The 14902-nt window shown below is 67.1% G+C and carries 16 protein-coding genes; 11 read left to right on the forward strand and 5 right to left on the reverse strand.

Translation table 11 applies throughout. The features are described 5' to 3' along the window. Positions 1-34 precede the first annotated feature (34 nt). Both O5I81_RS00655 and O5I81_RS00660 read left to right on the forward strand, forming a co-directional pair. The gene (locus O5I81_RS00655; protein WP_271067017.1) at positions 35-1429 is read left to right on the forward strand and encodes an ActS/PrrB/RegB family redox-sensitive histidine kinase; all 1395 of its coding nucleotides are present in this window, start codon (positions 35-37) and stop codon (positions 1427-1429) included. A 133-nt stretch (positions 1430-1562) separates the two neighbouring features. Next, on the forward strand, positions 1563-2120 hold the full coding sequence (locus O5I81_RS00660) for an ActR/PrrA/RegA family redox response regulator transcription factor (RefSeq protein ID WP_271067018.1): 558 nt from the start codon (positions 1563-1565) through the stop codon (positions 2118-2120). 76 nt (positions 2121-2196) lie between these two features. Here the strand turns inward: O5I81_RS00660 and O5I81_RS00665 are convergent, their stop codons facing one another. The 4 genes from O5I81_RS00665 to O5I81_RS00680 form a co-directional block, all read right to left on the reverse strand. Next, positions 2197-2568 carry a DUF559 domain-containing protein gene (locus O5I81_RS00665; protein WP_271067019.1) on the reverse strand — a complete coding sequence of 124 codons (372 nt, stop codon included), beginning with the start codon at positions 2566-2568 and terminating at the stop codon, positions 2197-2199. A 74-nt stretch (positions 2569-2642) separates the two neighbouring features. Further along, positions 2643-3086 (reverse strand): DNA repair putative endonuclease MmcB, encoded by a 444-nt coding sequence (gene mmcB, locus O5I81_RS00670; RefSeq protein WP_271069078.1) that lies wholly within the window; start codon positions 3084-3086, stop codon positions 2643-2645. Positions 3087-3130: 44 nt separating this feature from the next. After that, positions 3131-3652: a lipocalin family protein gene (locus O5I81_RS00675; protein WP_271067020.1), complete on the reverse strand. Its 522-nt coding sequence runs from the start codon at positions 3650-3652 to the stop codon at positions 3131-3133. A gap of 84 nt (positions 3653-3736) precedes the next feature. Further along, positions 3737-4861, reverse strand: a complete 1125-nt coding sequence (locus O5I81_RS00680) for a ferritin-like domain-containing protein (protein ID WP_271067021.1) — start codon at positions 4859-4861, stop codon at positions 3737-3739. A 249-nt stretch (positions 4862-5110) separates the two neighbouring features. Here O5I81_RS00680 and acs point away from each other — a divergent pair, with 249 nt between their 5' ends. The 7 genes from acs (at position 5111) to O5I81_RS00715 (ending at position 12303) form a co-directional block, all read left to right on the forward strand. Beyond that, positions 5111-7048 (forward strand): acetate--CoA ligase, encoded by a 1938-nt coding sequence (gene acs / locus O5I81_RS00685; protein WP_271067022.1) that lies wholly within the window; start codon positions 5111-5113, stop codon positions 7046-7048. A gap of 63 nt (positions 7049-7111) precedes the next feature. Further along, positions 7112-7633 (forward strand): SRPBCC family protein, encoded by a 522-nt coding sequence (locus O5I81_RS00690; protein ID WP_271067023.1) that lies wholly within the window; start codon positions 7112-7114, stop codon positions 7631-7633. 55 nt (positions 7634-7688) lie between these two features. Continuing rightward, entirely contained in the window at positions 7689-8357 is a 669-nt protein-coding gene (locus O5I81_RS00695) for an HAD-IA family hydrolase (RefSeq protein ID WP_271067024.1), read from the forward strand. Between the two features lie 183 nt (positions 8358-8540). Further along, the gene (locus O5I81_RS00700; protein ID WP_271067025.1) at positions 8541-10199 is read left to right on the forward strand and encodes a lysine--tRNA ligase; all 1659 of its coding nucleotides are present in this window, start codon (positions 8541-8543) and stop codon (positions 10197-10199) included. An 11-nt stretch (positions 10200-10210) separates the two neighbouring features. Then, positions 10211-10906 (forward strand): endonuclease III, encoded by a 696-nt coding sequence (nth, locus tag O5I81_RS00705; RefSeq protein ID WP_271067026.1) that lies wholly within the window; start codon positions 10211-10213, stop codon positions 10904-10906. Between the two features lie 120 nt (positions 10907-11026). Beyond that, complete coding sequence (locus tag O5I81_RS00710; RefSeq protein ID WP_271066848.1) at positions 11027-11377, forward strand: transposase; 351 nt, start codon at positions 11027-11029, stop codon at positions 11375-11377. Continuing rightward, positions 11374-12303 (forward strand): IS3 family transposase, encoded by a 930-nt coding sequence (locus O5I81_RS00715; RefSeq protein ID WP_271067027.1) that lies wholly within the window; start codon positions 11374-11376, stop codon positions 12301-12303. Before O5I81_RS00710 ends, O5I81_RS00715 begins: the two co-directional genes overlap by 4 nt. Before the next feature lie 48 nt (positions 12304-12351). On the opposite strand, the gene O5I81_RS00720 is transcribed toward O5I81_RS00715, so the two are convergent. Next, the gene (locus O5I81_RS00720) at positions 12352-13233 is read right to left on the reverse strand and encodes a transporter (RefSeq protein WP_271067028.1); all 882 of its coding nucleotides are present in this window, start codon (positions 13231-13233) and stop codon (positions 12352-12354) included. Positions 13234-13313: 80 nt separating this feature from the next. Between O5I81_RS00720 and O5I81_RS00725 the strand changes: the two genes are divergently transcribed. Both O5I81_RS00725 and hisB read left to right on the forward strand, forming a co-directional pair. Then, the gene (locus O5I81_RS00725) at positions 13314-14309 is read left to right on the forward strand and encodes an adenosine kinase (RefSeq protein ID WP_271067029.1); all 996 of its coding nucleotides are present in this window, start codon (positions 13314-13316) and stop codon (positions 14307-14309) included. Beyond that, on the forward strand, positions 14306-14896 hold the full coding sequence (gene hisB / locus O5I81_RS00730) for an imidazoleglycerol-phosphate dehydratase HisB (protein ID WP_271067030.1): 591 nt from the start codon (positions 14306-14308) through the stop codon (positions 14894-14896). Before O5I81_RS00725 ends, hisB begins: the two co-directional genes overlap by 4 nt. The last annotated feature ends 6 nt before the right edge of the window (positions 14897-14902 follow it).

Consider the following 14902-nt stretch of genomic DNA (forward strand, 5'->3'; position numbering starts at 1 on the left):
CTTTCGGACCGGATCAGGAGCACAGTTCCGTCGCATGACGACTCTTTCGCCCATGACGACGCCGGACGCCGACAGGCGTGGCCTCGATAGGCCGGGGGAAGAAAGCGCGCAAGCCGCCGCGCCCAACCTCTGGGACTTCCGCGGCAGCCGCCGGGCCCGGCTGCGCATCCGCACCCTGATCACGGTCCGCTGGCTGACGGTCGCCGGCCAGCTGGCGACGGTGGCCTTCGTCGGCCTTGTCCTGCGGTTCGAGTTCCAGTGGCTGGCCTGCCTGACGCTGATCGGCCTGTCCGCCTGGATGAACTGGTTGCTGCACCTGGCCTCGACCTCGTCGCAACGCCAGGTCGCCGACTGGGAGGCCACGGCCCAGCTGGCCTTCGACATCCTGCAGCTGACCGGCATGCTCTATCTGACCGGCGGCGCCATCAACCCCTTCTCCGTCCTGATCATCGCTCCGGTCGTGCTGGCGGCGGCCACCCTGCCGCTGCGCCATGTGCTGGGCATCGCCTTGCTGGCCATCGCCTGCATCGTGCTGCTGTCGATAACCTTCCTGCCGCTGCCGGCCCCGGAGGCGGTGGTGCTCAATGTGCCGCTGGCCAATCGCGTCGGCAATGTGCTCAGCCGCATCCTCGGCATCGCCTTCTGCGCCGGCTACGCCTGGCAGGCGGCCAGCGAGGCGGCCCGCATGGAGCTGGCGCTCGACACCACCAATGCCGTCCTCGCCCGGGAACAGCGGCTCAGCGCGCTGGGGGCGCTGGCGGCGGCGGCGGCTCATGAACTGGGCACGCCGCTGGCCACCATCTCCATCGTCGCCAAGGAAATGGCCCGCGGCGCGGCCGAGGGCACGGCCGCCAAGGAGGATGCCGACCTGCTGGTCAGCCAGGCCGAGCGCTGCCGCGAGATCCTGCGCCGGCTGACCTCCGATCCGGACGCCACCGACGATGTCCACGGCCACATGTCGCTCGGCCAGCTGGTCGAGGAGGCCGTCGCGCCGCATACCAAGGAGGCCGAGGTCCGCGTCGAGGCGGTGATCAGCGGCCCGCGCGGCGAGGAGCCGCCCGATGTCCGCCGCCTGCCCGAGGTGCTGCACGCCCTGACCAGCTTCGTCGAGAACGCCGTCGATTTCGCCAGGTCCGAGGTGCTGATCACCGCCCGGTTCGACGACCGGCACATCACCCTGGAGGTCAAGGACGACGGCCCCGGCTTCTCGCCCGACATCATCGCCAAGCTCGGCGAGCCCTATGTCACCAGCCGTCCGGGGGCGGAGGGATCGCGCAGCGGCCACATCGGCATGGGACTCGGCTTCTTTATTTCCAAGACCCTGATGGAACGAACCGGCGGGGTGGTGACGTTCCGCAACGGCAAGGCCGGCGGCGCGGTCGTCACCGTCCGTTGGCCACGCGACGCCCTGGAGGCACGGGTTGAATAGCGTGGAGAGCCTTTCCGCCGGCGCATCGAAAACTACATCGCCCGATGGGCACGTGTTGAACGTTGCTCGCCCGCAGGTTTAATGCGCCTATATCGGGTAGGGGATTCGGAATTGTGGGAGCTGCATTAACACCATGACCGACGTTTCCGACACTGTCGCCGGCCTCGCCGACAAGACCCTGCTCGTCCTGGATGACGACGCGCCCCTGCGCACCCGGCTGGGCCGGGCGCTCGAGCAGCGCGGCTTCGAGGTGACCCTGGCCGGCAGCGTCGCCGAGGGGATCGCCGCCGTCCGCGCCAATCCCCCCGCCTATGCGGTCGTCGATCTGAAGCTCGATGATGGATCGGGGCTCAGGGCGGTCGAGACCATCCGCGAGGTGCGTCCGGAGTCCCGCGTTGTCATGCTGACCGGCTACGGCAACATCGCCACCGCCGTGGCGGCGGTGAAGGCCGGGGCCATCGACTACCTGGCCAAGCCCGCCGACGCCGACGACGTGGTTCGCGCCCTGCTGGCCCAGGCCGGCGAAAACCCCAGCCCGCCCGAGAAGCCGATGAGCGCCGATCGCGTCCGCTGGGAGCACATCCAGCGGGTCTACGAGCTCTGTAACCACAATGTCTCGGAAACGGCCCGCCGCCTGTCCATGCACCGCCGCACCCTGCAACGCATCCTGGCCAAGAGGGCGCCGAAGTAGGGGAAGGGCGCGGAAAACCTCCTTCCCCGAATGGGGAGGACAGACGCGCGGTATGCGCGTCGGGTGGGGCAGTCGGTCACCAGGCCGGGGGACGATCCCGCAACGCGTCGTAGATCGCATCCACAACGCTCGGCATGTGGGTATCCATAGTTCGGTTCTGAATCCTCAGGACCGTGAACCCTTCGCGCTCCAAAACCTCATCCCGGATCGCGTCGTGTCGTCGCTGGGCCTCTTCCCCGCGGCTTGGCCCATCCAGTTCAATGACCAGCTTCCGGCTCAAGCAGACGAAGTCGAGAAAGTATCCGTGGAACGGCGCCTGCCGCCGGAAGTGGAACCCCTCCTTCCGGAGGGTTCGCAGCCAGCCCCACATGCGCGCTTCATGTCGGGTCATATTCGACCGCAGTTCTCTAGCCCGTTCGACCGGTGGCTTGAACGGTCCTTCAGTCATACCGACTGCCCCACCCGGCGAGGCTCCGCCTCGCCTGCCCTCCCCATTCGGGGAGGGAGGTTGTCAGCGCTCGCCTAGCCACCACCCAAGGCCCGCATCGCCGCCAGCCGCCCGAACGCCAGGGTCAGGGCCTTCCGCCGCGCCGGGACCAGGGGCGTCAGGGCCGCGTCCCGCACCACCGCGCCGCCGAAGCCGTCGGCGACGATCAGTCCGGGCTCCTCCGGCAGCAGGCCTTGCGGAAACTCCGGCCCGACGGCGAAATAGAAGGCGTCGCAGTAGGGCAGGTACTCCCCCCACTTGCGGTCGCAGAGATAGTCCTCCGGGCTCGACTTGACCTCGACGATGACGATCTCGCCCTTGGGCCCCAGCGCCATCAGGTCGGCCCGCCGCCCGTTCGGCAGCCCGACCTCGGCCAGGGGCGCATAGCCCATCGCGGCGACCAGCCGCGCGGTCCCGCGGGTGACCGCCGAGGTGGTCTCCGGGCGGGTCAGGGTGACAAGGGTGAGGACGGCCTCCATGGCCATCAACTTATGTTCCGGTTGTGTTCCGGGTCAAGACTCGCTTACGCCGGCGGCTGCTGCGGCATTTCCAGCCTGGCGGTGTTGTAGCCCAGCGCCTTGATCCGCGCCATCGCCGCCGCCTTGCTGGCCGGAGCCATCACCGCCTTGCGCGACATCAGCCAGACGTAGTTGCCGCCCGGGGTGGCCATGATCGCCCAGCCGCCATCGGCGTTGGCGTCGAGAATCCAGTACTCCTGGTTGACCACGCCGAAGAACCGGGCCTTGAACTTGGCGTTGCCCGAGCCGGGCACGATCTGGCCCTCGGCCTTGAACACCTTGGCGGCGCCCGAGGGCGAGCCCTTCCGGCAGGTCTGGGTCATCAGGTACTTGCCGCCGGCGGCGCTGGTGAACTGGCTGGTCGGCGCCTGGCAGTCCTTCTGGTTGCTGTTCGGCGTGCGGGCGATCTCGTACCAGGTGCCGGAGTAGAAGCTCACGGCGATGGGGTGGGCGGGCTGTGGCGCGGCGGCGATAGCGGGCAGGGCGGCGAGCGCAAGAGCGCCAGCGAGAACGAAAGCTGTCTTCATGCGGTGCAATCTAGAGCGTTGATCGCAAAAGAAAACGCCCCGGATCTCTCCGGGGCGTTCGCAGTGGGTTTCGGCCGGTAAGCCTTATTCAGCGGCGATGCTGATCGGCTTGCCCTTGTCCTTGAAGTTGATCTCCTGGAGGTAGCGGATGCCCTCTTCGGCGATGTCGTCGCCGACCATGCGGTCACCCTCGGCCTTCAGCTCTTCCAGGTCGACATACATGCCGTAGAAGGCCTTGGTGCGCTCGGTGATGATGCCGGCGTTGAGCAGGGTCTTGACCAGCACGCGGAAGATGTTGGTCTGCTCCTTCATGTTCTCGCGACGGGCGTCGTCGGTCATGATCTGGGCGAACTCGGCGATGACCTTCTCGGGGTCCAGGCCATAGGCCTCATAGAGGTCGCGCTGCTGGGTCGGACCCACCAGGTTGAACAGCACCGCCTGGAAGCAGTGGGCGGCCCAGTCCTCGATGATGGCATGCTCTTCGGGCGACAGGTGCGGCACGGTGCGGTCGGCCCAGATCTTCCCGAATTTGTGGTGGAAGGCCTCGTCGGTCATCACCAGCTGCAGCAGCTTCTTGCCGAGCGGATCGTTGATGGCGTTGAACAGGCTGGCGAAGGCGCCCATGGCCAGACCCTCGACCAGCATCTGCATGCCGATGATCTTCTTGTAGACTTCCGGCGCGTCGATGATCTCGACCAGCAGGGCCTTAAGGGTCGGGCCGCATTCGACCGGACGGCCCCAGCGAGCCTTGATGTATTTGGCGAAGGCCGTGACGTGGCGGGCCTCTTCGCGGGTCTGGTTGGCGGCGTATTCCTGCGCGCCCTGGTCCTTCAGCACGTGGCAGAGGCTGGCCGACAGGTTCAGCGCGCCCTGCTCGCCGTGCAGGATGGAGGAGAAAATCCGCAGGGTGCTGTCGTTGATGAAGCGGGTGCGGGTCTTGGGGTCCGACAGGTGGTTGGACACATAGTCGGTCTGCAGGGCGACCACGAACTCCTCGGGAACGAGCGGCTCGTTCTCCATGTCGAAGGGCTCGTCGAAGTCGATGTAGGCCTTGTCCAGCGGATCCCAGAAGTGGTCGTGGGTGGCGCTGATGATCTTGTCGAAGGCGGTCGAGCGGTTGTTGTAGCGGTCGAGTTCGAGCATCGACTCGAAGTCGTTCGGCGCCACCGCGTCGTACATGGCGTCCTTGGTGATGTTCTTGTCGGTCATCGGCTATCCTCCGGCCAAAGGGATGCGGACCCTGTGCCGGGCCTCTGCAATGTGAACAGTGCTCACTTGGGCGCCCAAACGTCAAGAAAAAATGACGGGGGCGTCACCTTTGATGAATCGGCCGTTACCGTCGCCGATTGCGACAACCGACCAGGCGTTACCCATGATTGAGGCGCCTCGCGACCGGCCAACGCCTTGCGCGGCAAGGCCTCATCCGCATACTCCGCCGCAACAAAAAGGGAGCGCGCCATGAGCGAAGATCAGGTTTTTGCGGTTCCGGCCGAATGGGCCGCCCGGGCGCACATGGACGCCGCCGGCTACGAGGCCGCCTGGGAGGCGGTCGAGCACAACCCCGACGCCTTCTGGGCCAGCGTCGCCGGCCGCCTCGACTGGATGACGCCGCCGACGAAGATCAAGGACGTCTCCTTCGACAAGGCCGACTTCCACATCCGCTGGTTCGAGGACGGCGTCCTCAATGTCAGCGTCAACTGTCTCGACCGCCATCTGGCCGAGCGCGGCGACCAGGTCGCCTTCATCTGGGAAGGCGACGACCCGGCCGACAGCAAGAAAGTCACCTATCGCGAGGCCTTCGAGGAGGTCTGCCGCATGGCCAACGTCCTCAAGGACCTTGGCGTCAAGAAGGGCGACCGCGTCACCCTCTATCTGCCGATGATCGTCGAGGCGGCCTACGCCATGCTGGCCTGCGCCCGCATCGGCGCGGTGCATTCGGTGATCTTCGGCGGCTTCTCGCCCGACAGCATCGCCGGCCGCATCCAGGACTGTGACAGCCGCTTCGTCATCACCGCCGACGAGGGCCTGCGCGGCGGCAGGACCATTCCGTTGAAGATGAACGTCGATCTGGCCCTGACCAGCTGCCCCAAGGTCGAGAAGGTGCTGGTCATCCGCCGCACCGGCGCCAAGTGGCTGACCCATCAGGGCCGCGACGTCGCCTACGAGCCCCTGCGCGACGCCGCCTCGACGGACTGCCCGCCCGAACCGATGAACGCCGAGGACCCGCTGTTCATCCTCTACACCTCCGGCTCGACGGGCAAACCCAAGGGCGTGCTGCACACCACCGGCGGCTATCTGGCCTGGGCCAGCTGGACCCATGAGCTGGTCTTCGACTACCGGCCGGGGGAGATCTTCTGGTGCACCGCCGACGTCGGCTGGGTCACGGGCCACAGCTATATCGTCTATGGCCCGCTCTCGAACGCGGCGACGTCGCTGATCTTCGAGGGCGTGCCCAACTACCCGACGACGTCCCGCTTCTGGGAGGTCATCGACAAGCACCAGGTCGAGATCTTCTATACGGCCCCCACAGCCTTGCGGGCCCTCATGCGCGAGGGCGAGGAGCCGGTGAAGAAGACCTCCCGCAAGTCCCTGCGTCTGCTCGGCAGCGTCGGCGAACCGATCAATCCGGAAGCCTGGCTCTGGTACCACCGGGTGGTCGGCGAGGGCCGCTGCCCGATCGTCGACACCTGGTGGCAGACCGAGACCGGCGCCTGCCTGGTCAGCCCCCTGCCCGGGGCCACGGCCCTCAAGCCCGGCTCGGCCAGCAAGCCCCTGCCCGGCGTCAAGCTGCAGCTGGTCGACGCCGAGGGCGCCGTCCTCGAGGGCGCGGTCAGTGGCAATCTCTGCATCACCGACAGCTGGCCCGGCCAGATGCGCACCGTCTACGGCGACCACCAGCGCTTCTTCGACACCTACTTCTCGACCTACCCGGGCAAGTACTTCACCGGCGACGGCTGCCGCCGCGACGAGGACGGCTACTACTGGATCACCGGCCGGGTCGATGACGTCATCAACGTCTCGGGCCACCGGCTGGGCACCGCCGAGGTCGAAAGCGCCCTGGTCGCCCACCATGACGTCGCCGAGGCCGCTGTCGTCGGCCGGCCGCATGATGTGAAGGGCCAGGGCATCTACGCCTATGTCACCCTCAACGCCGGGGTCGAGGCCAGCGAGGATCTGCGCAAGAAGCTGGTGCTCTGGGTCCGCAAGGAGATCGGCCCCTTCGCCGCCCCCGACGCCATCCAGTGGGCCCCCGGCCTGCCCAAGACCCGGTCTGGCAAGATCATGCGCCGCATCCTGCGCAAGGTGGCCGAGGGCGATGTTTCCAACCTCGGCGACACCTCCACCCTGGCCGACCCGTCGGTGGTCGAGGACCTGGTGCGGAACCGGATCGAATAGTCCCCCCTTTCCTATGAGACGCCGGGTCTTCCCTGGGCGTCAAAAGGGGCTAGCGTGACAATCATGTGGGCTGCGCTGTTCATCGCCGTCGCCGTTAGCGGCGTCTACGCGGAGGTTTCCCCCGATCCCGACGGGACGGCCGGTATTGCGCGCGGCCGTGTGGATATCGAGGCCCCGCCGGCCGTGGTCTGGAACGTCATCCTCGACTGCAAGCGCGCCCGACGAATGGCCCCCAACGTCCACAGCTGCAAGGTGCTGGACCGGGCCGCCGACGGCAGCTGGGACCTGCGCGAGATGGTCGTCGCCCCGCCCCTGGTTCCCAAGGTGCGGTCGGTGTTCCGCTCGCAGTACGAACCGCTCAAACGCATCAGCTTCAAATGCGCCGGCGGCGACGTGAAGGTCTGCGAAGGCGAATGGCGGCTGACCGCCCTGCCCAGTGGTGGAACCCGGGTCGCCTATACCAACCGGGCGGCGTCCCCCTACCCGGCCATACCGGCCAGCCTGACCCGCGACGCCATGAAGAATGATATGCTCCGGGCCCTCAAGGCCTTGCGGAAGGAATCCATGGCGGCGGCCAGGGAGTAACAAAAGGCAACCGCAGTTGCCTTGCGCACGGCCGCAACATCGCTAAACCCCGGCCATGTTCGACGCCGTCATCTTCGACGCCGACGGAGTGCTGCTGGACTCCGAGGTCATCTACCACGTCATCGAGATGGAGGTGCTGGGCGGCTACGGCCTGACCTGGGATCCCCATGACTACCGCAGCCGCTTTATGGGCATGCACGAGCGCAGCTACGTCGCCGCCCTCGACGCCGAGCACCGCGACCGGCTCGGGACGCCGCTGCCCGAAGACTATCTGAGCACGGTGCGCGCCCTGGCCCATGTCGCCTGCGACGAGCGCCTTGAAGCCGTCGCCGGCGCCGCCGCGGCGGTCTCGGCTGTCCGGCGCCCCCGGGCCGTGGCCAGCAGTTCGGCAGCCGAGGCCCTGCGCCGCAAGCTGCACAAGGTGGGTCTCGCGCCGCTGTTCGACCCCCACATCTACTCGGCCGACCTCGTCGCCCACGGCAAGCCCCACCCCGACATCTTCCTGCACGCCGCCGCCGCCCTCGGCGTCGATCCGACCCGGTCCCTGGCCATCGAGGACAGCGTCAACGGCGTCCGCGCCGCCCGGGCCGCCGGCATGACGGTGTGGGGCTTCACCGGCGGCGGGCACCTGGATCACCGGGCCGACGAAGGGCTGCTGGGCGCCGGGGCCGAGCGCGTGGTGACGAACTGGGACGAGGCGCAGCGTCTGTTCGCGGCGCTCTAACTCCCCCTTCTGTCATCCTCCGGCGCCCGTAGGGCGACCGGGGGACCCAACTATCCGCGTGAAAACCGCTGGGAGTCCATCCAGAGCCACGCTGGGTCCCCCGGTCCGCTGCGCGGCCGGAGGATGACAGCTTGTGGGTGGCAAACATTGACCCAAAGGCCCCCACGGCCTAATCGCCGCGCCATGTTTGAAGGTCTCTCCCATCTCGCCCGCGACGCCAAGGCCTGGCCGTTCGAGCAGGCTCGCAACCTGCTGGCCCGCACCCTGCGCATCCGCCTGACCGACGCCGAGCGCGACCTCGCGGTTGTCCTGATCAATTCCGGCAAGACGGCCGAGGCCGTCGCGACCTTCCCGGCTCTGGCCAAACCCGTCATCCTTGAGACCGGCTATGGCCCGTCCGGCCTGCCGCACCTGGGCACCTTCCAGGAGGTGGCGCGCACCACCATGGTCCGCGCCGCCTTCCGCTCGCTGACCGACGACGCCGTCCCGACCCGCCTGATCTCGTTCAGCGACGACATGGACGGCCTGCGCAAGATCGCCCCCAACCTGCCCAACCAGGCGATGCTGGCCGAGGACATGGGCAAGCCCCTGACCGTCGTCCGCGATCCCTTCGGCACGCACGAGAGCTTCGGCGCCCACAACAACGCCCGTCTTCAAGCGTTTCTGGACAACTTCGGTTTCGACTACGAGTTCGTCAGTTCGACCGACTGCTATCGCGGCGGCGTCTTCGACAAGACCCTGCTGGTCGCGCTCGAACGCTTCGACGCCATCCAGAAGGTCATGCTGCCGACCCTCGGCGAAGAGCGTCGCGCCACCTACTCCCCCTTCCTGCCGATCAGCCCGAAGACCGGCCGTGTGCTGCAGGTTCCCACACTCGAACGCCACGTCGACAAGGGCACGATCGTCTTCGAGGACGAGGACGGAACCCTGACCGAGGTCCCCGTCACCGGCGGCCATGTGAAGATGCAGTGGAAGCCCGACTGGGCCCTGCGCTGGACGGCGCTCGGCATCGATTACGAGATGAGCGGCAAGGACCTGATCGACTCCGTCAAGGCGTCGAACCAGATCTGCAAGGCGCTGGGCGGCGTGCCGCCCGAGGGGTTCAACTACGAGCTCTTCCTCGACGAGCAGGGCCAGAAGATCTCCAAGACCAAGGGCAACGGCCTGACCATGGACGAATGGCTGACCTTCGGCACGCCCGAGAGCCTGGCCTATTACATCTTCCAGAGCCCCAAGTCGGCCAAGCGCCTGCACCGCGACGTGGTGCCCAAGGCGGCCGATGAATATCTGCAGCAGCTCGACGCCTACCAGCGTCAGGAGCCGGCCCAGCAGATCAACAATCCGGTCTGGCACATCCACGGCGGCCGCCCGCCGCAAGAAGGCTCGCCGGTCAGCTTCAGCCTGCTGCTGAACCTGGTCTCGGCCGCCGACGCCCAGGACAAGGCGGTGCTGTGGGGCTTCCTGTCGCGCTACATCCCCGGCGCCTCGCCGGAGACCCACCCGCTGCTCGACACCCTGGCCGGCTACGCGGTCGCCTACTACGAAGACCAGATCAAGCCGAACAAGGCCTTCCGCGCCCCCGACGAGAAGGAGCGCGCCGCCATGCTCGACCTGCGTGCCCGGCTTGCCGCGATGCCGTCTGACTGCCAGGACGCCGAGCTGATCCAGAACGAGGTCTACTCGGCCGGCAATGACGCCGGTTTCGACCCCCTGCGCAGCTGGTTCCAGGCCCTGTACGAGGTGCTCCTCGGCCAGAGCCAGGGGCCCCGCTTCGGCAGCTTCGCCGCCATCTTCGGCCTGCCCCGTACCCTCGCCCTGATGGACGAGAAGCTGGGGGGCTGACCGCACGCCGCATGCCCGCCGCGCCGAAGAAAACAAACAAACAGCCTCTACGTAAGCGTGTCTCGCCCAAAGAGCGCGCCCGCGTCGACGCCCTGTTCGAGCGCTTCTCCACCCTGGCGGAAAACCCCAAGACCGAACTCCACTTCGACAGTCCCTTCACCCTGGTCGTCGCCGTTGCGCTCTCGGCCCAGGCCACCGACGTCCAGGTCAACAAGGCGACCGACAAACTCTTCGCCGTCTACAACACGCCGCAAGCGATCTTCGAGCTCGGCGTCGATGGCCTGATCCCTTGGATCAACTCGATCGGCCTGTTCCGCAACAAGGCGAAGAACGTCATCGAACTGAGCCGCATCATCCTCGAGAAGCACGGCGGCCAGACCCCGCTCAATCGCGAGGACCTCCAGGCCCTGCCCGGCGTCGGCCGCAAGACCGCATCCGTCGTCCTCAACGAGCTCGACATCGAACCGGCCATCGCGGTGGACACCCACGTCTTCCGCGTCTCCCACCGCCTGAAGCTGTCAGCCGGAAAGACCCCCGACGCCGTCGAAGCCGACCTGATGGCCATCGTGCCGCAGCCCTACCTGACCCGCGCCCACCACTGGCTGATCCTGCACGGCCGCTACGTCTGCCTGGCCCGCAAGCCCAGGTGCGCCGAATGCCAAGTCGCCGACCTGTGCCCGTCGCGCGAACTGTTCCTGGGAGGGTGACTGCCCTCCGGCGCAGCCGGATGACTGTCACCGTCAGCGCTGAACGGTGACAGTCACGTGGAGTGGACCCCTAGATTGAGACAGTGAAATTGGGTGACAGTTCTCGAAGGAAGGGAACTGATGACCGAGCAATCTGCACCACGGCGGTTCAGCCGAGACTTGAAGTTGAAGACACTTGAGAGGCTGGCGGCGGGAGAGCGGGCGTCGGTGCTGGCTGCTTCGCTGGGGGTTGCCCGGCAGCTGATCTACAAGTGGCGGGACGCGGAGCGTGCCGGGACGCTTGGACGGCGGCGTGGACGGCCGACGAAGGTGGAGGCGTTGGCCAAGGCTGGTGACGGCCGTAGCGAGTTGGAGCAGGCGCGAAGGAAGATTGCCGAGCTTGAGCGCAAGGTTGGCCGCCAGGCGGTGGAGCTGGATTTTTTTCAAGGAGCCTTGCGGCGCATCAAGGCGTCACGGCAGCCGAGCGAATGAGCTGGCGTGACGGGGTCTTCGCCCAGATCCGGGCGACGGCCGGACCGCAGGGCGAGGGGTGGATCGGACAGCTTTGCGCGGCGTCTGGGGTAAGCCGGGCGAGCTATTACCGGCACTGGAGCCAGGCCGAGCCGGAATGCGAGGAGATGGCGCTGCGGGATCGCATCCAGCATCTGGCGCTGGCGAACCGCCACTATGGCTACAGGCGGATCGCGGTCCTGCTGCGGCGCGAGGGCTTGTGGGTCAACGCCAAGCGGGTGCTGCGCTTGACGCGGCAGGACAACCTTCTGTGCCTCAGGAGGAAGGCCTATGTTCCGGCCACCACCCAGTCGGATCATGGCTGGAAGGTGTATCCGAACCTGGCCCGTCGGATGATCCCGCTGGCGCCGGACCGGCTGTGGGTCGCCGACATTACCTACATCAGGCTGGAGCGGGCCTTCGTCTATCTGGCGGTGGTTCTGGACGCCTTCAGCCGCAAGGTGGTCGGCTGGGCCCTGGCCGATCACCTGGGCGCCAGCCTGCCCCTGGCGGCGCTAGACATGGCCCTGGCCGACCGCCGCCTCCCGCCGGGGAGCCTCGTCCATCACTCTGACCGGGGTGTGCAGTATGCCTGCGGCGACTACGCCCGGCGTCTGGAAGAGACCACCGTCCTGGCCTCCATGAGCCGGGGCGGCTGTCCTTATGACAACGCCAAGGCCGAGAGCTTCATGAAGACCCTCAAGACCGAGGAGGTGAACGGCTCAACCTATCTCGACCTGACCGACGCCAGGAGCCGGATCGGCAGCTTTATCGAGGAGGTCTACAACACCACCCGACTCCACTCGGCCCTGGACTATCTCTCCCCAGTGGAGTTCGAACAGCAAACCCACCGTTGGGACGCGCTAGCGCGTCCCAACGGTGCCATCGCAGCAACCGCTGTCACCTAATAACGCCGTCTCACGTACGGGGTGCAGTCCACACGCTGCGCGAGACAGTCACCCCGCTTCGAGCGCCGCCTTCACCGCCGCCCCGAACCGGCCGCCGGCCTTGGGGGCGTATTGCAGGAAGAGGTCCGGTTCGATGGCTTCCAGCTCCATCAGCTTCAGCTGTCCATCCAGCCCGCGCAGCAGGTCGATCCGCGCATAGGCCAGCGGCGGCACGGCGGCGAGGATCTCCTGCGCCACCCCTTCCGCGCCGTCCCAGGGCTTCACGCGTGAGACCTGGCCGCCGAACTGCGGCTGGACGCGGAAGTCGCCCCTGGCGGCCACCTTGGTCACCGCATGGCTGAACTTGCCGCCGAAATAGAGCAGCGAGATCTCGCCCTCCTTGCCGACTGCCGGCAGGAAGGGCTGGATCAGGGCCGGGCCATCGACGCCGTCGCCGAGATCATCGCCGGGGGCCAGTTTCAAGGTCTGATGCGAGCCGCCGCTGATCCGGGGCTTGGCCACGACCACGCCGCCGCCGAAGCTGTCCCGCGCCGCTTCCAGGTTTTCGGCCGTGAGTTTCTCGACACTGATTGTCGGAACCACCGGCGCTCCCTTGGCGCCCAGTTCCGCCAGATAGGCCTTGTCTGTGTTCCACCGCAGCACCGAGACGGGATTGATCATCCGCTGTCCCGCCGCCTCGAACGCATCCAGCCGCGCCAGCCAGTCGGCCGGCCGCTTGTGATAGCCCCAGGCGATCATCGGCAGCACGGCGTCGAACGCGCCCTCCAGCGGCTCGGTCCAGATGTGCGGGGTCGCCGCGACGCCGGATGCCGCCAGTCCGGCCTCCAGCTTGGCGAACCACTCGGGCCAGAACGACTTGTAGAGCAGCTCTTCGACGGCGGGGGTGAGGATGGCGACGTTCATGCGGCGGCTGTAGCGCGCTTTGCGCAATCCCACCAACCCGCCGGGGATTGGCGTCCGCCCCCCCTTCCTGTAACGACCCCAGCGTTTGCCCAATTGAAAGTCTGACCATGACCGCCACCTACGACGTCGCCGCCATCGGCAATGCTATCGTCGATGTGATCGCCCCGGCGGAGGAAGGCTTCCTGCATTCGGAAAGCCTGGTGAAGGGCTCGATGCAGCTGATCGACGAGGCGCGCGGCGTCGAGCTGTACGGCCGCATGGCGCCGGGCATGGAAACCAGCGGCGGATCGGCCGGCAACACCATCGCCGGCATCGCCAGCCTGGGCGGCCGCGCCGCCTACCTCGGCAAGGTGGCGCCGGACCAGCTGGGCGACGTCTTCGCCCACGACATGCGCGCCATCGGCGTCCATTTCGCCACCGCCCCCCTGGTCGGCGGACCGGCCACCGCCCGCTGCCTGATCAACGTCACCCCCGACGGCCAGCGCACCATGTGCACCTATCTGGGCGCCTCGACCGAACTGACCCCGGAAGACGTTCCCACCGACCTCATCGAGCAGTCGGCCATCGTCTATCTGGAAGGCTACCTGTTCGACCCCTCGGACGCCCGCCGCGCCTTCGCCAAGGCGGCCGGCATCGCCCATTCGTCCAACCGCCTGATCGGTATCACCCTGTCGGACAGCTTCGTGGTCGAGCGCCACCGGGGCGAACTGATGGGCTTCATCGAGGGCCAGGCCGACATCGTCTTCGCCAACGAGGACGAGGTGAAGGCCCTGTTCCAGACCGACGACTTCGAGATCGCCGCCGCGAAACTGGGCGCCATCACCAACATCGCCGCCATCACCCGGGGCGAACAGGGCTCGCTGATCCTGGCCGGCGCCAACAGCCATCGCATTCCGGCCGATCATGTGGACAAGGTGGTCGATACCACGGGCGCCGGTGACCAGTACGCCGCCGGCGTTTTGTTCGGCCTGGCCAAGGGTCTCTCGTTCGACGTCTGTGGCCAGCTGGGTTCGATGGCGGCGGCCGAGGTCATCGGTCACTACGGCCCGCGTCCGGAAAAGAACCTGCGTGACCTGGCCATCGCCAAAGGGCTGCTGAAATGAACCGCACGGCGGAAATCTCGCGCGATACCAAAGAGACCCAGATCAAGGTCTGGATCGACCTCGACGGCACGGGCGCCTCGACCATATCGACCGGCATCGGCTTCTACGACCACATGCTGGAAAGCTTCGCCCGCCACGGCGGCTTCGATCTGAAGATCGAGACGAAGGGCGACCTGCACATCGACATGCACCACACCGTCGAGGACACCGGCATCGTCCTGGGCCAGGCGGTGAAACAGGCGCTGGACGGCTTCAAGGGCATCAAGCGTTTCGGCCACGCCTACATCCCGATGGACGAGACCCTGACCCGCTGCAGCCTCGACCTCTCCAACCGTCCCTACCTGATCTGGAAGGTCGACTTCTCGCGGCCCAAGGTCGGGGAGATGGACACCGAGCTGTTCAAGGAATTCCACCACGCCTTCGCCATGAACAGCGGCGCCTGCGTGCACCTGGAAACCCTCTACGGCGACAACACCCACCACATCGCCGAAAGCGGCTTCAAGGCCTTGGCGCGGGCCTTGCGGGCGGCGGTGGAGATCGATCCCAAGGCCGGCGGCCAGGCGGTTTCGACCAAGGGCGTGCTGTAGGATTCC

It is taken from the genome of Caulobacter sp. NIBR1757 (assembly GCF_027912495.1).
Taxonomy (GTDB): Bacteria; Pseudomonadota; Alphaproteobacteria; order Caulobacterales; family Caulobacteraceae; genus Caulobacter.

Coding starts and splice junctions, on each gene's coding strand:
- O5I81_RS00655 (WP_271067017.1), top strand. CDS start 35: ATGACGACTCTTTCGCCCATGACGACGCCGGACGCCGACAGGCGTGGC.
- O5I81_RS00660 (WP_271067018.1), top strand. CDS start 1,563: ATGACCGACGTTTCCGACACTGTCGCCGGCCTCGCCGACAAGACCCTG.
- O5I81_RS00665 (WP_271067019.1), bottom strand. CDS start 2,568: ATGACTGAAGGACCGTTCAAGCCACCGGTCGAACGGGCTAGAGAACTG.
- mmcB (WP_271069078.1), bottom strand. CDS start 3,086: ATGGAGGCCGTCCTCACCCTTGTCACCCTGACCCGCCCGGAGACCACC.
- O5I81_RS00675 (WP_271067020.1), bottom strand. CDS start 3,652: ATGAAGACAGCTTTCGTTCTCGCTGGCGCTCTTGCGCTCGCCGCCCTG.
- O5I81_RS00680 (WP_271067021.1), bottom strand. CDS start 4,861: ATGACCGACAAGAACATCACCAAGGACGCCATGTACGACGCGGTGGCG.
- acs (WP_271067022.1), top strand. CDS start 5,111: ATGAGCGAAGATCAGGTTTTTGCGGTTCCGGCCGAATGGGCCGCCCGG.
- O5I81_RS00690 (WP_271067023.1), top strand. CDS start 7,112: ATGTGGGCTGCGCTGTTCATCGCCGTCGCCGTTAGCGGCGTCTACGCG.
- O5I81_RS00695 (WP_271067024.1), top strand. CDS start 7,689: ATGTTCGACGCCGTCATCTTCGACGCCGACGGAGTGCTGCTGGACTCC.
- O5I81_RS00700 (WP_271067025.1), top strand. CDS start 8,541: ATGTTTGAAGGTCTCTCCCATCTCGCCCGCGACGCCAAGGCCTGGCCG.
- nth (WP_271067026.1), top strand. CDS start 10,211: ATGCCCGCCGCGCCGAAGAAAACAAACAAACAGCCTCTACGTAAGCGT.
- O5I81_RS00710 (WP_271066848.1), top strand. CDS start 11,027: ATGACCGAGCAATCTGCACCACGGCGGTTCAGCCGAGACTTGAAGTTG.
- O5I81_RS00715 (WP_271067027.1), top strand. CDS start 11,374: ATGAGCTGGCGTGACGGGGTCTTCGCCCAGATCCGGGCGACGGCCGGA.
- O5I81_RS00725 (WP_271067029.1), top strand. CDS start 13,314: ATGACCGCCACCTACGACGTCGCCGCCATCGGCAATGCTATCGTCGAT.
- hisB (WP_271067030.1), top strand. CDS start 14,306: ATGAACCGCACGGCGGAAATCTCGCGCGATACCAAAGAGACCCAGATC.